Source organism: Stenotrophomonas sp. B2, from assembly GCF_014947095.1.
In the GTDB taxonomy this organism is placed as follows: domain Bacteria; phylum Pseudomonadota; class Gammaproteobacteria; order Xanthomonadales; family Xanthomonadaceae; genus Stenotrophomonas; species Stenotrophomonas maltophilia_P.
In genome coordinates, this window is record NZ_JADCQA010000003.1 from 91,732 (window position 1) to 109,823 (window position 18,092).

The 18,092-nt window shown below is 68.1% G+C and carries 17 protein-coding genes; 7 read left to right on the forward strand and 10 right to left on the reverse strand.

Features of this window, described 5'->3' with window-relative positions:
• The first annotated feature begins 359 nt into the window (after positions 1–359).
• The 6 genes from IMX13_RS04190 to blaL1 all read left to right on the forward strand — a co-directional run bounded on the left by IMX13_RS04190 (position 360) and on the right by blaL1 (position 7,015).
• Complete coding sequence (locus IMX13_RS04190) at positions 360–659, forward strand: hypothetical protein (protein ID WP_193395833.1); 300 nt, start codon at positions 360–362, stop codon at positions 657–659.
• A 64-nt stretch (positions 660–723) separates the two neighbouring features.
• Complete coding sequence (gene mgtA / locus IMX13_RS04195) at positions 724–3,483, forward strand: magnesium-translocating P-type ATPase (protein ID WP_193395834.1); 2,760 nt, start codon at positions 724–726, stop codon at positions 3,481–3,483.
• A 30-nt stretch (positions 3,484–3,513) separates the two neighbouring features.
• Entirely contained in the window at positions 3,514–4,254 is a 741-nt protein-coding gene (locus IMX13_RS04200; protein WP_193395835.1) for an MgtC/SapB family protein, read from the forward strand.
• A gap of 119 nt (positions 4,255–4,373) precedes the next feature.
• Entirely contained in the window at positions 4,374–5,429 is a 1,056-nt protein-coding gene (locus IMX13_RS04205; RefSeq protein WP_193395836.1) for an ATP-binding protein, read from the forward strand.
• Positions 5,422–6,063: a response regulator transcription factor gene (locus IMX13_RS04210; protein WP_065182324.1), complete on the forward strand. Its 642-nt coding sequence runs from the start codon at positions 5,422–5,424 to the stop codon at positions 6,061–6,063. The genes IMX13_RS04205 and IMX13_RS04210 overlap by 8 nt, the downstream gene beginning before the upstream one ends.
• A gap of 85 nt (positions 6,064–6,148) precedes the next feature.
• Positions 6,149–7,015: a L1 family subclass B3 metallo-beta-lactamase gene (blaL1, locus tag IMX13_RS04215; protein WP_065182325.1), complete on the forward strand. Its 867-nt coding sequence runs from the start codon at positions 6,149–6,151 to the stop codon at positions 7,013–7,015.
• 40 nt (positions 7,016–7,055) lie between these two features.
• Here the strand turns inward: blaL1 and IMX13_RS04220 are convergent, their stop codons facing one another.
• Together IMX13_RS04220 and IMX13_RS04225 are read right to left on the reverse strand one after the other, a co-directional pair.
• Complete coding sequence (locus IMX13_RS04220; RefSeq protein ID WP_193395837.1) at positions 7,056–7,583, reverse strand: DUF411 domain-containing protein; 528 nt, start codon at positions 7,581–7,583, stop codon at positions 7,056–7,058.
• Between the two features lie 504 nt (positions 7,584–8,087).
• A complete protein-coding gene (locus IMX13_RS04225) occupies positions 8,088–10,379 on the reverse strand; it encodes an FdhF/YdeP family oxidoreductase (RefSeq protein WP_193395838.1) in 2,292 nt (763 codons plus the stop codon).
• Between the two features lie 213 nt (positions 10,380–10,592).
• On the opposite strand from IMX13_RS04225, the gene fdhD reads away from it, so the two are divergent.
• Complete coding sequence (gene fdhD / locus IMX13_RS04230; protein ID WP_065182327.1) at positions 10,593–11,447, forward strand: formate dehydrogenase accessory sulfurtransferase FdhD; 855 nt, start codon at positions 10,593–10,595, stop codon at positions 11,445–11,447.
• A gap of 44 nt (positions 11,448–11,491) precedes the next feature.
• On the opposite strand, the gene IMX13_RS04235 is transcribed toward fdhD, so the two are convergent.
• The 8 genes from IMX13_RS04235 to IMX13_RS04270 all read right to left on the reverse strand — a co-directional run bounded on the left by IMX13_RS04235 (position 11,492) and on the right by IMX13_RS04270 (position 18,071).
• Complete coding sequence (locus tag IMX13_RS04235; RefSeq protein WP_065182328.1) at positions 11,492–12,037, reverse strand: TetR/AcrR family transcriptional regulator; 546 nt, start codon at positions 12,035–12,037, stop codon at positions 11,492–11,494.
• Positions 12,038–12,041: 4 nt separating this feature from the next.
• Positions 12,042–13,574 (reverse strand): MFS transporter, encoded by a 1,533-nt coding sequence (locus tag IMX13_RS04240; RefSeq protein ID WP_193395839.1) that lies wholly within the window; start codon positions 13,572–13,574, stop codon positions 12,042–12,044.
• 127 nt (positions 13,575–13,701) lie between these two features.
• Positions 13,702–14,448 (reverse strand): hypothetical protein, encoded by a 747-nt coding sequence (locus IMX13_RS04245; protein ID WP_193395840.1) that lies wholly within the window; start codon positions 14,446–14,448, stop codon positions 13,702–13,704.
• A complete protein-coding gene (locus tag IMX13_RS04250) occupies positions 14,448–15,068 on the reverse strand; it encodes a DUF3299 domain-containing protein (protein WP_193395841.1) in 621 nt (206 codons plus the stop codon). Before IMX13_RS04250 ends, IMX13_RS04245 begins: the two co-directional genes overlap by 1 nt.
• Positions 15,058–15,603 (reverse strand): DUF3299 domain-containing protein, encoded by a 546-nt coding sequence (locus IMX13_RS04255; RefSeq protein ID WP_164152801.1) that lies wholly within the window; start codon positions 15,601–15,603, stop codon positions 15,058–15,060. The genes IMX13_RS04250 and IMX13_RS04255 overlap by 11 nt, the downstream gene beginning before the upstream one ends.
• Before the next feature lie 2 nt (positions 15,604–15,605).
• Positions 15,606–16,859 carry an ABC transporter permease gene (locus IMX13_RS04260; RefSeq protein ID WP_193395842.1) on the reverse strand — a complete coding sequence of 418 codons (1,254 nt, stop codon included), beginning with the start codon at positions 16,857–16,859 and terminating at the stop codon, positions 15,606–15,608.
• Entirely contained in the window at positions 16,852–17,544 is a 693-nt protein-coding gene (locus IMX13_RS04265; protein ID WP_193395843.1) for an ATP-binding cassette domain-containing protein, read from the reverse strand. Before IMX13_RS04265 ends, IMX13_RS04260 begins: the two co-directional genes overlap by 8 nt.
• Positions 17,541–18,071 (reverse strand): DUF2796 domain-containing protein, encoded by a 531-nt coding sequence (locus tag IMX13_RS04270; protein ID WP_193395844.1) that lies wholly within the window; start codon positions 18,069–18,071, stop codon positions 17,541–17,543. Before IMX13_RS04270 ends, IMX13_RS04265 begins: the two co-directional genes overlap by 4 nt.
• Positions 18,072–18,092 lie beyond the last annotated feature (21 nt).

The window sequence follows — 18,092 nt, forward strand, 5'->3', positions numbered from 1 at the left end:
CGGTGCCCGCGCCGGTCTGCGCAGGCCTGCCGTCATCCTGGGTGGCAACCTCCGGCACCATGCTGTCGCCTGCCTGACAATTCCGTCAGCTTCGACTGCGGCCGCTATACCAAGGTATAGCGACGCTAACCCACGGGCCTCTAGGCCGTGCCCGGCCAGCGGCCGACAATGGCACCACCGCCGGGAAACGCGCCCGGCAGCCCCTTCCCACCTGCACGGAGACGCCGATGGATCCCGACCCTGCCGGGCGCAACGCGCCCCTGCCTGCCTGTTTCCGCCCGTACCGGGCGCCTGGCGGCCGGTCCCTGCCTGCGTGAGTGCGGGGGGCCGCCAGGCGCACCTGCCTGGAGAGTGCCCCCATGTTCTGCAAGACCCTCTACATCACCCTGCGCCGCCTGATGGGTACGCGCGATGTCACCGCCCTGCGCAGCCAGCTGTGGGTGCATGGCCCAGTGCTGTTTGCCCGTTCGCTGGCGCTGGGCTCGCCACGCGTGGTGGCCGACGTCCTTTCGTTGCTGCCGATCAGCGAGCGCATCAGCGTCCTGCGCCATCTGCCCTACCCCCTCCGCGACGCGATGAAGCCGCTGTGCATCGGCGGCAGCCAGCGCCTTCGCATGCAGCCCTGGTCGCCTGACGTACTGGCCCTGCGCTCCGCCTGAACGGCGACGCGACGCCCTGCCCCCTGCGTGCCGGTCCTGCGCCGGCCCCATCAAGGAGTTCCCCATGAGCCTGCTCAATGCCTGGTTCAACGCTTTCCTGCGCAGCCGGCGCGCCGGCAACCTGTTCCGGCGCCGGGCGATGCCCGAAGCCGGCTTCGGTCCCGGCAACAGCGGGAGCGTACCGTTCAACCTCACCGCCGGACTGGTCACCTTGGCGCAGCTCGATGAAGCGCACCTGCTGAGCAGGCTGGACTCGCACGCCGATGGCCTGGGCCAGCACGAGGCGGACTTACGGCTGGCCGCCCTCGGCCCGAACGAAGTCGATCACGAAAAGCCGCTGCCGTGGTGGCGCCACCTGTGGCAGTGCTACCGCAATCCGTTCAACCTGCTGTTGACCGTGCTGGCAGCGGTCTCCTGGCTGACGGAGGATGCGAAGGCCACGGTGGTGATCGGCGCGATGGTGCTGTTGTCCACCCTGATCCGCTTCGTCCAGGAAGGGCGTTCCAACCGCGCCGCTGAACGGCTGAAGGCACTGGTGGGGAACACGGCGCGTGTACTGCGGCGCACCCCTGGAACGGAAGCGGCAGACCTGGCCGATCAGTACTTCGGTGCGCACCTGCACAGCCGGCGGCCCTCACGGCTGCTGGACCTGCCGATCCGCGAGCTGGTACCCGGCGATCACCTCGTGCTCTCGGCCGGCGACATGATTCCGGCCGACTGCCGGGTGCTGTCGGCCAAGGATCTGTTCGTGGCCCAGGCGGCCATGACCGGGGAATCACTGCCGGTGGAGAAGTTCGCCCATCCGGGCGATGCGCAGGCCGGCCTGCTCGATCAGCACAACCTGCTGTTCATGGGTACCAACGTGGTCTCCGGCACGGCCACCGCGGTGGTACTGGCTACCGGCAACCGCACCTATTTCGGCACTCTGGCCGAGCGCAGCATCGCCAGCGACCGTGCGCCCACGGCCTTCCAGGCCGGGGTCAACAGTGTCAGCTGGCTGCTGATCCGCTTCGCCCTGGTGATGGTGCCGTTCGTGCTGCTGGTCAATGGCTGGACCAAGGGTGACTGGACCGAAGCCTTCCTGTTTGCCCTGTCGGTGGCGGTCGGCCTGACCCCGGAAATGCTGCCGATGATCGTCACCTCCACCCTGGCCAAGGGGGCGGTGCTGCTGTCGCGCCGCAAGGTGATCGTCAAGCGCCTGGACGCCATCCAGAACTTCGGTGCCATGGACGTGCTGTGCACCGACAAGACCGGCACGCTCACCCAGGACCGGATCGCTCTGGAACGGCATACCGACGTGTTCGGCCGTGACTCGGAAGACGTGCTGAAGTTCGCCTATCTCAACAGCCACTTCCAGACCGGCCTGATCAATCTGCTCGACCGCGCCGTGCTGGAGCACGTGGAACTGCAGAGCTCGCTGCGCCTGAGCCAGGACTACCGGAAGGTGGACGAGATACCGTTCGACTTCGAGCGCCGCCGCATGTCGGTCGTGGTATCCGAATGCGGGAATCACCATGAGCTGATCTGCAAGGGCGCGGTCGAGGAGATGCTCGCGGTGTGCTCCACCGTGCGCGAGAACGGCCACGACATGCCACTGGACGAACGGCGGCTGGCGCGGGTCCGGCAGACCACCGAGGAACTGAACGAACAGGGCCTGCGGGTGGTGGCGGTGGCGATGAAGGAAACCAGCGCGCAGCAGGCGACCTACACCCAGTCCGACGAATGTGGACTGACCCTGATCGGCTACGTGGCCTTTCTTGATCCGCCCAAGGAATCGGCTGCACAGGCACTGCAGGCACTGGCGATGCATGGCGTCGAGGTCAAGGTGTTCACCGGCGACAACGAACTGGTCACCGCCCGTGTCTGTGCCCAGGTCGGACTCGACGCGGACACGATCCTGACCGGCCCGCAGATCGAACGCATGGGCGATGAAGCGCTGGCACACGCCCTGCAGCACCACCGCGTGTTTGCCCGCCTGACGCCGCTGCACAAGGAACGACTGGTACGCCAGCTGCGCGCGCAGGGCAAGGTGGTCGGCTTTCTCGGCGACGGCATCAACGATGCGCCCGCGCTGCGCGCCGCCGACATCGGCATCAGCGTCGACAGCGCCGTGGACATCGCCAAGGAAGCGGCCGACATCATCCTGCTGGAAAAGAACCTGATGGTGCTGGAGGAAGGCGTGATCCAGGGCCGGCGCACCTTCTGCAACATGCTCAAGTACATCCGCATGACCGCCAGCTCCAACTTCGGCAACGTGTTCTCGGTGCTGGTAGCGTCCGCCTTCCTGCCGTTCCTGCCGATGCTGCCGCTGCAGCTGCTGGTGCAGAACCTGCTGTACGACGTTTCGCAGATTGCCATTCCGTTCGACAACGTGGACGAGGAACTGGTGCGGCAGCCGCTGAAATGGAACCCGGCCGACATCGGCCGCTTCATGGTGTTCTTCGGACCGATCAGCTCGGTCTTCGACCTCAGCTGCTTCGCCCTGATGTGGTACGTGTTCGACGCTCGCACACCCGCCGACCAGGGCCTGTTCCAGTCAGGCTGGTTCGTCGTCGGCCTGCTGACCCAGACCCTGATCGTGCACATGATCCGCACGCCGAAGCTGCCGTTCCTGCAGAGCATCGCCGCGCCACCGCTGCTGCTGATGACGGGACTGATCATGGCCCTGGGCGTGATCCTGCCGATGAGCCCGCTGGCCGCCTACTTCAGGCTGCAGGCACTGCCGGCAGGGTACTGGCCGTTCCTGGTGGCGATCCTGTTCGGCTATGCCGCACTGACCACTGCACTGAAGAAGCTCTACATCCGTCGCTACGGCTGGCAGTAGGCGTTGCCGGCCGTGCCTGGGGAGATCCTGATGTCCGCCATCAACCTGAACCTGCCCGCGTTCAACGCCGGCGCCACGCTCGGCTCGCTGCTGAGCCTGTCCACCGCCTTCGTCCTCGGTGCCGCCATCGGCCTGGAGCGCCAGCTGCGCCAACGTACCGCAGGGCTGCGCACCAACACGCTGGTAGCCGTCGGCGCGGCGGTGTTCGTCGACCTGGCTGTCCGTTTCCACGACCTGTACGGCGGGCCGCCGTCGCCGCTGCACGTGGTCGCCTACGTGATCTCCGGTGTCGGCTTTCTGGGCGCGGGCGCGATCATGAAGGAGGGCGCGCAGGTCTCGGGCCTGAACACCGCCGCCACCCTGTGGGGCTCGGCGGCAGTGGGGGCCTGTGCCGGCATCAAGCTGTTGCCGGAGGCGGTGATGGCCACGCTGTTCGTGCTCGCCGCCAACACGCTGCTGCGGCCGGTGGTCAACCGCATCCAGCGGCAGCCCTTGCCGGAAACGTTCAGCGAAGCCGTCTATGCCATCAATGTCGTCTGCCAGCGCGAACAGCAGGCCGAGGTACTGGATCGCCTGCTGCTGTTGCTGGAACAGGCCCAGTACCCCGTGCGCGCGGTGGACCACCATCCCTTCGGCGAGCGCGATGTGGAGATCGAAGCGGTGCTGTATGCCATCACCGCCGATGGCGACGAGCTGGATGCGGTACTGGCGGCGTTATCCACCACGCCCGGCGTCCTGCAGGGGTTCTGGAATGCCAGCCTGGAGGAGTGACGCGAGATCATCGCGCGCACGTGCAGCGCGGCAGCCGCTGCCGTCCAGGTGCACACGCAGAGCCACGGGAGGCAGAGCCGGCTTTGCTATCCTTTCCATCCCGCCAGGGAGCTGTCCCGATGCCTTCGCTGTCGTCCCGCCGTCCACTGGTGCTGCTGGCCCTGATCGCCTCCGTAGTGGCGATCTTCCTGCTCGACACGTTGACCGACTACGCGGTGGCAGCCGCCTGCTTCTATGCGGCGGTGATCCTGGCAGCCTCGCGGGTGCTTTCGCCGCGCGGATTGCTGGCCCTGGCCGTGGCCTGTGTCGCCCTGACCGGCCTGAGCTTCGTGCTGACGCGTTTCGGCACCTACCGCATCGGTCTGGTCAATTCGGTGATCGGCATGCTGGTGATCGCCATCACCACCTGGCTGACGCTGAAAATGGAAGCCGCCAAGGCCGCCGTGGAGGAGGCGCAGGCACGCCTGCTGCGGGTCGCCCGCGCGTCCACCGTCGGCGAGCTGACCACGTCCATCGCGCATGAGGTGAACCAGCCGCTGGCGGCCATTGCCAGCAGCGCCGACGCCTGCCAGCGCTGGCTGGCGCAGGAACCGCCGAATGTTGACAAGGCACGGCAGGCGCTGTCACGCATCCTCGCCGACGCGCATCGTGCCGGCGATGTGATCGCCCGCATCCGCGGACTGACCCGGGGTGCGGCACCCCAGCGCGACACCTTCGACCTGAATCAGGCCGTGGAGGAAATGCTTGCGCTGTCGCGCAGCGAACTCGACCAGCATGGGGTGACCGTGGCCCTGCTGCTGGAGCCGGACCTGCCGCCGGTGCAGGCCGACCGCGTGCAGGTGCAGCAGGTGATCGGCAACCTGATTCTCAATGCCGTCGATGCGATGGAAGGCGTAGCGGTGGCCGAACGCCGGCTGTCACTGCTGAGCCGGCGCGACGGGCAACGGATCACCCTGAGCGTGCGCGACCGTGGCATCGGCCTGCCGGCGGAACAGCCGGAGCGCGTGTTCGAGGCGTTCTGGACCACGAAGTCGAGCGGACTCGGCCTGGGCCTGAGCTTGAGCCGCTCCATGATCGAGGCCAATGACGGCCACATCCGCGCGGAACGCGTTGCCGGCGGTGGCGCCTGCTTCGTGTTCGACCTGCCTGTTGCCATCGGGGACCGCCATGCGTAGACCCGCTGCACCGGCCGTCGAGCCGGCGCCCATCGTGTACGTGATCGACGATGATCCCTCGGTGCGCGCGGCGCTGGAGGATCTGCTGGCCTCGATGGGCCTGCAGGTACGGGGCTTCGCGTCCACCCAGGCGTTCCTCGAACAACCGCTGCTGGATGCGCCCGCTTGCCTGGTGCTGGATGTGCGCATGCCGGGCCAGAGCGGCCTGGAATTCCACCGCGGCATGCGCCAGCGTGGCCTGCACCTGCCGGTGGTGTTCATCACCGGCCACGGTGACATCGCGATGGGTGTCAACGCGATCAAGGACGGTGCGATCGAGTTCCTGACCAAGCCCTTCCGCGACCAGGAACTGCTGGATGCGATCCACAAGGGCATCGGCATCGATCGCCAGCGCCGCCGCGAAGGCGACGAACTGGGCGCCCTCCAGCAGCGCTGGGAGTCGCTGTCGGCCGGCGAGCGCGACGTGGTGGATGGCGTGGTCCGGGGCCGGCTCAACAAGCAGATCGCTGCGGACCTGGGCGTCAGCGAGATCACGGTGAAGGTGCGCCGCGCCCAGGTGATGCGCAAGATGGGCGCGCGTACGCTGGTTGACCTGGTCCGCCTGTACGACCGGCTGCGGGCCGGGCTGGACTAGCCTTATGGGAGCCATGAAATCTATGCGGAACGCGGCCGACGAGGCCCATGCTAGTTTCTGCGCCTCCTCCCAGCGAACCTTCACGATGCGCTCTTTCCTGCCTGCCCTCGTCCTTGCCGTGGCGGTCCCGCCGCTACATGCAGCAGAGCCGCCCCTGCCCCAGCTGCGGGCCTACACGGTGGATGCTTCATGGCTGCAGCCGATGAGGCCGCTGCAGATCGCCGACCATACCTGGCAGATCGGCACCGAAAACCTGACCGCACTGCTGGTACAGACCGACGACGGCGCGGTGCTGATCGATGGCGGCATGCCGCAGATGGCCGATCACCTGCTGGCCAACCTGCAGCAGCGCGGCGTCGCACCGCAGCAGCTGCGCTGGATCCTGCTCAGCCATGCCCATGCCGACCACGCCGGTGCGGTGGCCGAACTCAAGCGCCGCACCGGCGCGCAGATCGCCAGCAACGCCGAAACGGCCGTCCTGCTGGCGCGCGGGGGCAGCAACGATCTGCACTTCGGCGATGACATCACCTTCCCTCCGGCCAATGCCGACCGCATCCTGATGGACGGCGAGGTCGTGTCGCTGGGCGGAATGCACTTCACCGCGCATTTCATGCCGGGTCACACACCGGGCAGCACCGCCTGGACCTGGAACGACACCCGCGATGGCAGGCCGGTACGCATCGCCTATGCGGACAGCCTCAGTGCGCCGGGCTACCGGTTGCAGGGCAATCCCCGCTATCCGCACCTGATCGAGGACTATCGCCGCAGCTTCGCGACCGTGCGCCGCCTGCCCTGCGACGTGCTGTTGACCCCGCATCCTGGCGCCAGCGGCTGGGACTATGCCGCAGGCGCCAAGGCCAGTGCTGCAGCGATGCGCTGCAGCGCCTACGCGGATTCAGCCGAGCGCAGTTTCGAGGCACAGCTGGCCAGGGAACGCGACAACGCGCACTGAAGCCGTGGCGGCCTGTGAGCCGCCACAGCAGCAGCGACCCTCAGCCGCCCTGGCCGTGGTGGGCGAACGGCTCGGTGCTGCCGTCACCGCGCACCAGTTCCACCGTGTACGGCTGCACATAACCGTCGGGCATCTCCATGCCGGGCGAACCGGCCGGCATGCCCGGCAGCACCAGTCCACGCGCCGCAGGACGCTCCTTCAGCAGCCGCTTGATGTCCTCGGCCGGAACGTGCCCCTCCACCACATAGCCGTCGATCTCGGCGGTATGGCAGGACCCCTTGCCGACCGGCACACCCAGGCGCTGCTTGATCGGGTTCATGTCATCGGTATCCCGTACGTCCACCGCGAAGCCCGCGGCCTGCAGGTGTTCGACCCAGACGCCACAGCAACCGCAGCTGGCGGTCTTGTGGACGATGGCGGTCGGCAGCTGCGCATCGGGGACGGAGGCGGCATCGGCCGCTGCGTGGGCATGGCCCGGCGCCGCGGCCACCTCTTCGGCTGCACGGGCGCAGCCGGCGCCGGACAGAATGCTGGCCAGCAGCAGGCCGAGAGAGAGAGAACGGTTCATCGTGTTGGTTCCTTTGTGCATGCGGGCGGAACGCCCGCGACCCACGCATCGAAGGCGCGGGAAAATCGGGAATGGGACAGGCAGGACAACAGGCGGCTGGCGCCTGCAGGCCATCACACGATGGGAGGTCGCAACGCGTCGGTCAGGGGCGGCGGCACAGGCCGTCGTGCAAGGGCAGCGCGTGGCGCCTCACGCCAGGGTGTGATCACCACGGCGGAAGAGGTCGCAGGCACGCCGGTACACGCGGGAGGGCACGGACACTCACTGGCTGCGCAGTCGCCCGATGATCGATCGCCGCAGCATCCGGCCCGATCCACGGCCGTCTCATGCGACGCGGCGCAGTACTCCGTGTCGCCCTGTCCACCGTCGCCCGATGCAGCCCGCGCCAGTCCCGGTGCGGTCAGCACCAGGGCAACGAGCAACAGCCAGCGCAGCAGGAGAGCAGCAGCATTCATCGCAGGCATCATAGCCGATGGGCGTGGCAGGCTGGGCCGCCGCCCGACCCTATGCGGTGTCCGCGCTGCCTGTGTCTGCCCGCATGCGTACCGGAATCGACTTCGCCGCAGGCGTGCCGCTGAGGCGATCGTAGTAGTCCAGCGGCAGCAGCGCATTCAACTCAGGGTAGTAGCCCGCCAGCGCGCCCCGTGGCATGGGGTAGTCGAGCACGGTCAGCCCGTCGATGCGACGCCGCACGCCATCTGCGCTGAGCGTCTCCAGGCTGACCCGCGCCTCCTTCTCCAGACCGCGTGCCAGCCGGTCTTCGATGTTCATGAACACCACCCTGCGATCGTTGTACACGCCGCGATAGCGGTCGTTGTAGCTGTAGATGGTGGTGTTGAACTGGTCATGCGAACGCACCGTGGCCAGTCGCAGCATGTCAGGATCATCCACCGGGTCGTCCACATCCAGGCCCGGCATCACAAGGATGTTGGCCTTGCCGTTGGCGGTGGGCCACACCCGGCGGCGCGGTGCAATGTCCAGATGGAAGCCGTGCGGCTGCCGGATGCGCTCATTGAAGCCTGCATAGATCTGCGGGTACACGGCAGCGATCAGGTCACGGATCCGCGCATAGTCATGCCTGCAACCTGCCCAGTCGACCCTGCTGTCCGGCAGCGTCGCCATCGCCATGCGACAGACGATCTCGACCTCCGGCAGCAGCTGGTCGCTGGCCGGCTCAAGAACACCGCGCGATGCGGTCACGTTCGACATCGCATCCTCGATCGTCACGAACTGCTCGCCTGCGGGCGTGACGATACGTTCCGAGCGCGCCACCACCGGCAGGATCAGCGCATCGCGCCCATGCACCAGGTGCCCGCGGTTGAGCTTGGTGGCGATACCCACCGTCAGCTGCAGGCTGCGCATGGCTTCGTAGGCCCGGGGCGTGTCCGGCACCGCATGGATGAAATTGCCGCCCAGCCCGACGAACACCCTGGCGCTGCCATCGAGCATGGCCTCGATCGACTCGACCACATGATGCCCGTGCTCCCGTGGCGGATTGAAACCGAACACCTCCTGCAGGCGATCCAGATACGCTGCCGCCGGCTTCTCGTCGATGCCGACGGTACGATCGCCCTGCACGTTGGAATGACCCCGGATCGGGCCGATCCCCGCCCCCGGCTTGCCGAAGTTGCCGCGCAGCATCAGCAGATTGGCGACCTGCTGCAGCAGCCGCGAGCCATACTGGTGCTGGGTCAGGCCCATGCCATAGCAGATCACCGTGGCATTGGAGCGGATGTAGATCTCGGCGCAGCGCCGGATCTGCGCCTCCGAGATGCCGGAGACCCTGACGATGTCGTCCCAGTCCTGCGCCATCACGTCCGCGCGCAAGGCCTCCAGGCCGACCGTATGTTCATCCAGGAACCGATGGTCGAGCACGCGCTGGCCCTGTGCCTCGCGCTCGAACATCACCTTCATCATGCCTTTGATCAGCGCCAGGTCACCGCCGATGCGGATATGCACGAATTCGCTGCTGATCTCGGTGGAGCCGAAGGTCGCCATCTGCACCACATCCTGCGGCTCGGCAAACCGGATCAGGGCGCGCTCGGGCATCGGGTTGACCGCCACGATCGGCACGCCGCGCCTGCGCGCCTCGACCAGGTTGCCCATCATCCGCGGCGAATTGGTGCCGGTGTTCTGGCCGATCACGAAGATCGCCTCGGCGTGCTCGAAATCCTCCAGGACGATGGTGCCCTTGCCCACACCGATGGAAGGTGGCAGGCCACGGCTGGTCGGCTCGTGGCACATGTTCGAACAATCGGGGAAGTTGTTGGTGCCGAACTCGCGTACGAAGATCGAATACAGGAACGCCGCCTCGTTCGGCGTGCGGCCCGACGTGTAGAACTCGGCCTGATGCGGGCTGTCCAGTGACCGCAGGTGACGGCCGATGAGTGCGAACGCCTCGTCCCAGCTGCATGGCACATAGTGGTCGGTGGCTGCGTCGTAACGCATCGGCTCGGTCAGCCGGCCCTGCATTTCCAGCCAGTAGTCGGTCCGCTCCATCAGCTCGCTGACGGTATAACGCGCGAACAGCTCGCGATCCGCCCGGAACCGGGTCGCCTCCCAGGCCAGTGCCTTGGCCCCGTTCTCGCAGAACTCCAGTTTCCTGCGCTCGTCGGCGTCGGGGAAGGCGCAGCTGGGACATTTGAAGCCAGCGGGCTGGTTCATCGCCAGCAGTGCCCTGGAGCCGTTGCCGATCACGCTCTGCTGCAGCAGAACCCGGGCGGTGGCGCCGGCCGCACCCCAGCCGCCTGCGGGCTGGTTGTAGGGCTTGTAACGGGGTGGTTTCTGCTCGGACATGTTCGAAGACCTGGCGCCAGGAGACGAGACTGCGAAGGGCACGACAGACAGAGTCAAGCACGCCCGGGACCACTTCGCCAGAGCCGCCCCGCATCTCCCAGCGCGCCCTCTTCGGCGCGCCGGTGGCTGCTGCATCGCCACGGACGCACTGCGCTATCCTCCGGGGGGTGGGCGAACGGCCCATGACACGCTCACTCTGTCCGGACACTCTGCATGGCTGACTCGCCCCCGCCGCCCTCTCCGCCTGCCGGCACCGCGCAGCGCACGTTGCAGCGCTGGCGTGAGGGCGGGCTGCAGGTGCAGGCGCAGGCCGACGTGGTCGCCGAAGAGGTGCCGGTAGCGCTGCACTACAACGGCACCGTGTTCGCGGTGATGATGGCCACGCCCTGTGACCTGGAGGACTTTGCGCTCGGTTTCTCGCTCAGCGAGGGCTTGATCACCACGCCGACGCAGCTGCTCTCGATCGATGTGGCGCCGCAGCTGGAAGGCATCGAACTGCGGATGACGGTTGCCGCCGAGGCACCGGGCGCCGGTCTGGATCCGGCCGATGGCCGCCTGCTGCCCGGCCGTGGCGGCTGCGGCCTGTGCGGAACACGGCAGCTCGAGGATGTGCTGCGGCCCCTGCCCCCGGTACGCGAACGACGGACCTACGCGCCGGCGGCCCTGCAGCGGGCACTGGCCACGCTGTCGCAGCACCAGCCGATGAATGCGGCCAGCGGCTCCACCCACGCGGCCGCCTGGGCCGACGCCAACGGGCGCATCGGCTGGGTGCGCGAGGACGTGGGCCGCCACAATGCACTGGACAAGCTGATCGGCGCCCTGCATCACAACGAGCACGCCATCGACGGTGGACTGCTGCTGATTTCCAGCCGGGCCAGCTACGAGATGGTCAGCAAAGCAGTGCGCGCCGGTGCCAGCGTACTGGCCGCCGTGTCCGCGCCAACGGCGTTGGCGATCGATCTGGCGCGCAGCGCAGGGCTGTGCCTGGTCGGCTTCGCCCGCGGCAGTGGATTCAATGTGTACACCCATCCAGAGCGGTTGCGGCCGGAAGACATGCCAACGGCATGAACGCGGCCATGGCGGGACCCGCCATCGTCAGTGGGCAACCCCCATCATCGGCCGGGTGACAACAGGCCCGCGATGCGCTCGGCCACCTGGGCGCGCACCGCGTCGTCCAGCTGTCCTTCGTACATGGCCTCGTAGATCCACAGCCCATCGGCCGCCAACCGTGCCACGAAATTGTCCAGCGCCGCAGGATCAACCACGCCGGCCGGCGGCGGCGATGGCGCCCAGCGCTGCACGGCCGGGCTCCATGGCCGCTCACCGGCCTCCGGGTCCACCGATTCGAGCATGAACATCAGCTCGGCGCGCGTCGCGCTCTGCGCCGACACGCGGACGAAGGTCTGATAGCGCTCGAGCGCCGTGGCCTCGCTGGCACGCTTTCCGAGCAGCGCTTCCATCGATGCCTCCCAGTTGTGCACCAGGTGCTCGTCGATGCCGCGCAGCAGTGCCTCGCGCGACGGGAAGTGATACAGCAGGCCGCCGCGCGTGAGGCCGGCTTCTGCCGCCACCGACTCGAAGGTCACCGCGCGCACGCCGTCTCGATTGATCACGTTGACGGCGGCATCGAGGATGCGCTGGCGCTTGCTGGTTCTCATCGCACTACTTTACGCGATCGGCCGCTCCCTCGCGGCTCCCCGCCCGCCCGCGCAGCAGGCGCGCGATCAGCGCTGCACCCACGGCCAGCACCGCGGTGATGACCAGCAGCACGATCTGGTAGCTGCGGTCATAGGCGGCGGTGGCGCCAGCGAACCACTCGCCCGGGCCGGCTTCGCGGGCGACCTGCTGCGCCTGGGCGAATCCTTCCCGCGCCAGTGCCGGAACATCCGCCGATACCGGCAGGAAGGCGCCGTACATCGCTGCGCCCAGGCTGCCCAGCATCGCCACCGCCAGCAGGCCGCCGAATTCGTAGGAGACCTCCTCCACGGAGGACGCCATGCCCGCACGGTGCGCAGGCACATTGTTGAGGATGGCAGTGGATGCGACCGAGATTGCCGAGCCCATGCCGAACCCGGTGATCGCCATGCCGGCGACGACCCAGCCCAGTCCGTGCGGAAAACCGAACGCGACCACGCCCACTCCCAGTGCCCCCGCGGCCAGTCCGCCGCAGATCAGCGGACGCAGGCCGACGCGGTGCAGGATGCTGCCGCCGAGCAGCGCGCTGGGCAGGCTGCCCAGCGCCGCCACCGATACCAGCAGGCCCGCCTGCAATGGCGTGAATCCGGCGACCAGCTGGAAACGCTGGGTGGTCAGCAGTTGCAGGCCCGCCATCGCAAACAGGGTGAACACCGCAGACAGCGTACCGGCCAGGAATGCCGGATTGCGGAAGATCGCGAAGTCCAGCAGTGGATGCGGCAGGCGCTGCTGGCGGCGGGCAAACGCGGCGCCCGCCGCCAGCGCCAGCACCGATGCCGCCGCGCCGAGGCCATAGGAAGGCGGCGTGGCGATCAGCGATTTGATCGCCAGCACCAGCCCCGACAGCGCCGCCAGCGCCAGCAGCGAGGACAGCAGATCCCACGGCCGGGACGTGTCGCGCTGCCCCTCCGGCGCCAGCAGCAGCGTCGCGACGAAGGCCACGATCACCACCGGCACGTTGACCAGGAACACCGATCCCCACCAGAAATGCTGCAGCAGCCAGCCACCGATGATCGGTCCGAGTGCGGCGCCGACGATCGCCACCGAGCCCCAGATCGCGATGGCGATGTTGCGCTCACGCTCTTCATGGAAGCTGAGGCCGATCAGCGCGAGCGTGGCCGGCATCATCGCCGCGGCGCCCATGGCGAGCAGCGCACGGGCAGCGATCAACTGCGCTGCGGTGACAGAGAACGCTGCCGCCAGCGAAGCCACGCCGAAGACCACCAGGCCGATCAGGAACATGCGACGGTGACCGATGCGGTCGCCCAGCGTGCCCGCACCGAGCAGCAGGCCAGCCATCACCAGTGGATAGGCATTGATGATCCACAGCGCCTGACCCGCGCTGGCGGAAAGTTCTGCCGTCAGCGTGGGCAGCGCCGTGTACAGCACCGAGTTGTCCAGCGTCACCAGCAGCAGGCCGGCGGCCACCGTGAACAACAGCGACCAGCGCCGGGCACGGGACAGGGCCGGAGCATCGGCCAAGGACTGGGGCAAGGCCATGGGAACGAACCTAGGGAAAAAATGGATTCGGATAACTATACCGGATGTCCTGTATAGTTATAGCCCTGCAGCGACACGTTCAGGTTTCGACCCAGGCGCTGTTCAGCCCCGGCAGGCGCCGCTGGTGCTACCTGCAGTCCACCGGCAACGCCGCCACCGCCGCGACCACCTGCTCCTGCATGCCCTGCCCCACGGCCATGTCGAGTTCGCCCGCGATGTCACCGTGCTGGCGCCGCAGTTCGTCCTCGCACAGGCTGCACACCCGGGCCCGCGCGTTCGCCCGCAGCGACGCACAGCGCCAGTCCGCGTCGCCGAGCGGCAGTACCGAATAAACCACGCTGTTGCATGCGTTGGAGGCCCGCTCGCGCAGCGTATGCCCACCGAAATCCCGCGGCGCCCTGCTGCGCGTGGGATCGAAGTAGCTGTCCGGGAAGGTGCGTGCATACTGCTCCATATCGACGTGCAGCACGCGGCCACCGGCCGCTGCGAGGGGCAGCGGATCCGTGCAGCGGGCACTGTCGGCGCGGTGCTGGATGTAACGGTAGATGGGACGGTCAAGGCCTGGATCCTCCGCAGTCACCGCACTCACCGCGCCCAGTACCGGCAGCGCGGCACGGTTGGCCATGCGCGCGAGCAGCCCTGCCTCTGCCGGCCGGCAGCGGTCGCGCAGGGTTGCCACCAGCAGGAATGCCACGTCGTTGCGGAAGGCCGCATCGTCCCCCATCCGCCGCTCGATCCGCTGCCGCATCTCGTCGGTGGGCGCCACGGAAGTGGCCTGCGGCGGCTGCGGCTGCGCTGTCCGCAGGTACAGCCACCCGACCGCCGTGGCTGTCACCGCCAGCAGCGCCATCGCCAGTAGTGGACGCCCGCGCATCAGTTGTGGATCGGCGTCAGTGTGGCGGCCGCCACATCGTAGGAAGCACTGGCGATGTCGGCGTCGAAGCGCTTGACCTGCACCCGCCCGGCGAGTCGATAGGGGTCCCACAGCGCACCCAGCGTGATCGGCGTGGCCAACGTCACGTGGATCATCTGGTTCGGCGGTGGTGGGGGTACATGGATGCAGGCACCATAGAACGGGACGAACAGCACCTCGTCCACGCGTCCATCGTCGGTGGTGCCCAGGGGCACGACGTAACCGTCCAGGTCCACCGCACGTCCATCCACCGATGCCACCACGCGCGAAGAGCCGAACTGCCGGGCGCGCTCCGGACGGGAGTGGTCGATCGCCTGACCGGGCGGCGTGCCGGCGCCGCTGTCGTCAATCAGGCCACCGACGCCGGCCATGCCGTCGCGTGACAGGCCGATCTGCGGCGGCGGTCGCTGGAAACGGTCCTCGTCCGGCATCAGGGCGTCCCAGCGGTCGATCGGGCGTGCCGACGGAGACGGCGCCGCCGCCGGCAACGGTGCAGGGTGCTGTCCGGCACTGTCGGGCACGCGGGCGCATCCGGCCAGCAGCGCGCATCCGGCGAGCCATGCAAGGCAATCACGGCGCATAGGGTTTCAGCCGTGCATCGCGCATGCTGTAGGCAGAGCCTGCCAGCTCATCGTCCAGGCGCTCGGCGTGCAGGTTTCCGGCCAGGAAGAACGGAGCGTACATGTCAGGCATCTCGATTGCCCGGTCCAGTACCACGTGCACGATCTGGTTCGGCGGCGGTGGTGGCACATGGATGCAGGCGCCGTAATACGGGACGAACAGGAATTCACTGAGCCGTCCTTCCGCAGTGCTGGCCAGCGGCACCACGTAGCCCGGCAGGCGCACCGGCCGCTGCAGCACGGCGTCGACGGTGCGGAACGTGCCGAACTGCGGCATGCGTCGGCTGCCGTTGTGTTCCACCTCAGGGCCTTCGCCACGTTCCAGCGCCGCCAGCTCGTCGGCGGGCATCATCTGCAGCCAGTCCAGCTCCTGCTCTTCCACGGTCGCTGCGCCCTGATCCGCCACCGGTGGCGGCAGCGCCTGCACGCCGGTGTCGACCGGCCGCTCGCAGGCAACCAGCATCAGCAACACTGGCAAGCCACCCAGCCGGCGCATGCTCATCCCGGCGACGCCAAACCGTCGGCGAGCGTGCGCCGGTAGGCCAGCGCGGCCGGCAGCAGGCCCGCCACGGCGCTGACCAGCAGCAGGCCCGCCACCCAGCCCAGCTCGCGCGCATCCGGCCAGACGTGGGTGATCGACAGGCCATACTGCGCCAGCGCCCAGCTGCGTCCCACGGCACTGGCCAGCACAAGCGCCGCCAGTGCCAGCCCGCACGCCAGCGCGCTGGTCGCCACTGCCTCCACCACCAGTAGACCGGCGATGTAGCGCGGACGCGCGCCGACCGCGCGCAGCACCGCCATCTCGCGGCGCCGCTCCTGCAGGGTTGATACCAGCAGCGCCACCAGCGAGACCATTCCCAGCAGCACCACCATCGCGCTGATCAACCGCAGTGCCCGCTCGGCCGTGCCCAACGATTGCCACAACTGCTGCAGGGTGACGCCCGGCAGGAGCGCCAGCATCGCCTCCTCCGGATAGTCATTGATCGTGCGCTGCACGGAGAACGTCGCGATGCGGGTATTCAGGCCGAGCATGAAGGCAGTGATGCTGGTCGGGGTCAGATCAAGCCGCCGCGCCTGCTCCGCGCTGACATGCTGGCCGGGCAGCTGCACGCCGGAGCGCCAGTCGATGTGGATCGCTTCGATCGCCGGCAGCGATACCAGCACCGACGCATCCACCGGTGTTCCGGTGCGCTGCAGGATCCCGACCACGCGGAACGGCTTGTCGGCATGCGTGGCCAGGGGCACCGCCCCGGTGCCATGCGCCAGCACGATCGGGTCGCCCGGCGTGATGTTCTGCGCCTGCGCCACTTCGGCGCCGATCACCGCGTCGTACAGATCCGCGAAGGGGCGGCCCTGTGCGAAGGCCAGTTCATGACGGGCACCGTAGCGGTAATGCTCGAAGTAGCCGCCGGTGGTGCCGACCACGCGGTAGCCCCGCCAGGAATCGCCCAGCGAGAGCGGCACCGACCACTTCACCTGCGGCAGCGCCGACAGTGCCTGGTAGGACTGCCAGGAGACATTGTTGGTCGGATCGCCGATATGGAACACCGAATAGAGCAGCAGGTTCACCGGTCCGGAGCGCGCACCCACGATCAGATCGGTTCCGGACACTGTGCTGGCAAAACCTTCATGCGCCTGCGTGCGGACCCGCTCCACGCCCAGCAGCAGAACCACGCTGAGGGCGATCACCAGCACCGTGAGGGCAACACTGAGCGCGCGGCTGCGCAGGCTGGCCCAGGCAAGTTCAAGCATGGGCAGCTCCGGCATGATTGATCTCGGCCAGGACGATGACCCGGTCGAACAGAGGCTGCAGGCTTTCATCGTGGCTGACCACCAGCGCGGTGGTGCCGCAGGCCTGGCATTGCCGGGTCATCAGGCGCACGAACGCGTCCGCCGCGTGCCGGTCCAGTGCCGAGGTGGGCTCGTCGGCAAGCAGCACCTGCGGCCGCCCGATCAGTGCGCGTGCCGCTGCCACGCGCTGCTGCTGGCCCACGCTGAGCCTGCCCGCCGGACGGTCCATCAGCGTCGGGTCGATCTGCAGGGACTGCAACAGCCGTGCGATCTCCTCGTCCAGCGCTGCGCCGACGCGCTGCCTGCGCAGCCGCGAGAAGCGCAGACCCAGCGCGATGTTCTCGCGCACGCTGAGGAACGGCAGCAGGTTGAACTGCTGGAAGATCACGCCCAGCTGGTCGGCACGGAAGCGGTCGCGGGCCGGACCGTTCATCGCATGCAGGGAGTGTCCGGCGACGTCGACCCGGCCCTGGCGAGCGCGCAGCACGCCGGCCAGCACACCCAGCAGGGTGCTTTTGCCACCGCCACTGGCACCGCGCAGCAGCACGCTGCTGCCCGCATCGACGCGCAATGCCGGAATCTCCAGTACCGGGCGATCGCCGTAGGCGAAGCGCAGGTCCTGCACATCGATGACCGCCGCACTCACTGCGCAAGTACCACGCGCAGAGTCTCGGCGGTCAGCACGTGCCGTCCCTGTCCGGCGGGCGTGGTGCTGTTGACGATGACCTCATGCAGGCCAGGGAACAGCACCGGCAGGCGGACCACCAGCACCCGCAGCGCGGACGGATGCGCGCACTGGAAACGCAGTCCGGCACTGAAGCCGGCATGGCCGTGGTGCCCGGCGTCGCGCATCGGGTCTGCAGCGAATCCGTCGGCGGCCACGCTGCTGGCGGCAAGGCGGCACTGGGCCGCAGTCGGCAGGGTGACCCATGCGCCTTCCTTCAGCAGTGCCTTCGCACGTGCGAGCGCGGCGCGCTCCTGCGGGGTGGCGGGCGGTCGCTCGAAATCGAGCAGGCCGATACCGGGGGCCTGCATTGCCAGGTCCAGTGTTCCCCGTTCGAGCGCCACATCGACCGTGGCCTGGCCATGCACATGCGCGCCCTGCTGGCGCACCTCATGGGCGTGGGCGGACGCCGCAGAAAGCAGCAGCAGAAACGTGGCGGGAAGCTTCATGAGGGTACCGTTAGTGTTACT

Excerpts from the sequence above, each read along its gene's own strand:
- IMX13_RS04190 (WP_193395833.1), top strand. The coding sequence starts at position 360 with ATGTTCTGCAAGACCCTCTACATCACCCTGCGCCGCCTGATGGGTACG.
- mgtA (WP_193395834.1), top strand. The coding sequence starts at position 724 with ATGAGCCTGCTCAATGCCTGGTTCAACGCTTTCCTGCGCAGCCGGCGC.
- IMX13_RS04200 (WP_193395835.1), top strand. The coding sequence starts at position 3,514 with ATGTCCGCCATCAACCTGAACCTGCCCGCGTTCAACGCCGGCGCCACG.
- IMX13_RS04205 (WP_193395836.1), top strand. The coding sequence starts at position 4,374 with ATGCCTTCGCTGTCGTCCCGCCGTCCACTGGTGCTGCTGGCCCTGATC.
- IMX13_RS04210 (WP_065182324.1), top strand. The coding sequence starts at position 5,422 with ATGCGTAGACCCGCTGCACCGGCCGTCGAGCCGGCGCCCATCGTGTAC.
- blaL1 (WP_065182325.1), top strand. The coding sequence starts at position 6,149 with ATGCGCTCTTTCCTGCCTGCCCTCGTCCTTGCCGTGGCGGTCCCGCCG.
- IMX13_RS04220 (WP_193395837.1), bottom strand. The coding sequence starts at position 7,583 with ATGAACCGTTCTCTCTCTCTCGGCCTGCTGCTGGCCAGCATTCTGTCC.
- IMX13_RS04225 (WP_193395838.1), bottom strand. The coding sequence starts at position 10,379 with ATGTCCGAGCAGAAACCACCCCGTTACAAGCCCTACAACCAGCCCGCA.
- fdhD (WP_065182327.1), top strand. The coding sequence starts at position 10,593 with ATGGCTGACTCGCCCCCGCCGCCCTCTCCGCCTGCCGGCACCGCGCAG.
- IMX13_RS04235 (WP_065182328.1), bottom strand. The coding sequence starts at position 12,037 with ATGAGAACCAGCAAGCGCCAGCGCATCCTCGATGCCGCCGTCAACGTG.
- IMX13_RS04240 (WP_193395839.1), bottom strand. The coding sequence starts at position 13,574 with ATGGCCTTGCCCCAGTCCTTGGCCGATGCTCCGGCCCTGTCCCGTGCC.
- IMX13_RS04245 (WP_193395840.1), bottom strand. The coding sequence starts at position 14,448 with ATGCGCGGGCGTCCACTACTGGCGATGGCGCTGCTGGCGGTGACAGCC.
- IMX13_RS04250 (WP_193395841.1), bottom strand. The coding sequence starts at position 15,068 with ATGCGCCGTGATTGCCTTGCATGGCTCGCCGGATGCGCGCTGCTGGCC.
- IMX13_RS04255 (WP_164152801.1), bottom strand. The coding sequence starts at position 15,603 with ATGCGCCGGCTGGGTGGCTTGCCAGTGTTGCTGATGCTGGTTGCCTGC.
- IMX13_RS04260 (WP_193395842.1), bottom strand. The coding sequence starts at position 16,859 with ATGCTTGAACTTGCCTGGGCCAGCCTGCGCAGCCGCGCGCTCAGTGTT.
- IMX13_RS04270 (WP_193395844.1), bottom strand. The coding sequence starts at position 18,071 with ATGAAGCTTCCCGCCACGTTTCTGCTGCTGCTTTCTGCGGCGTCCGCC.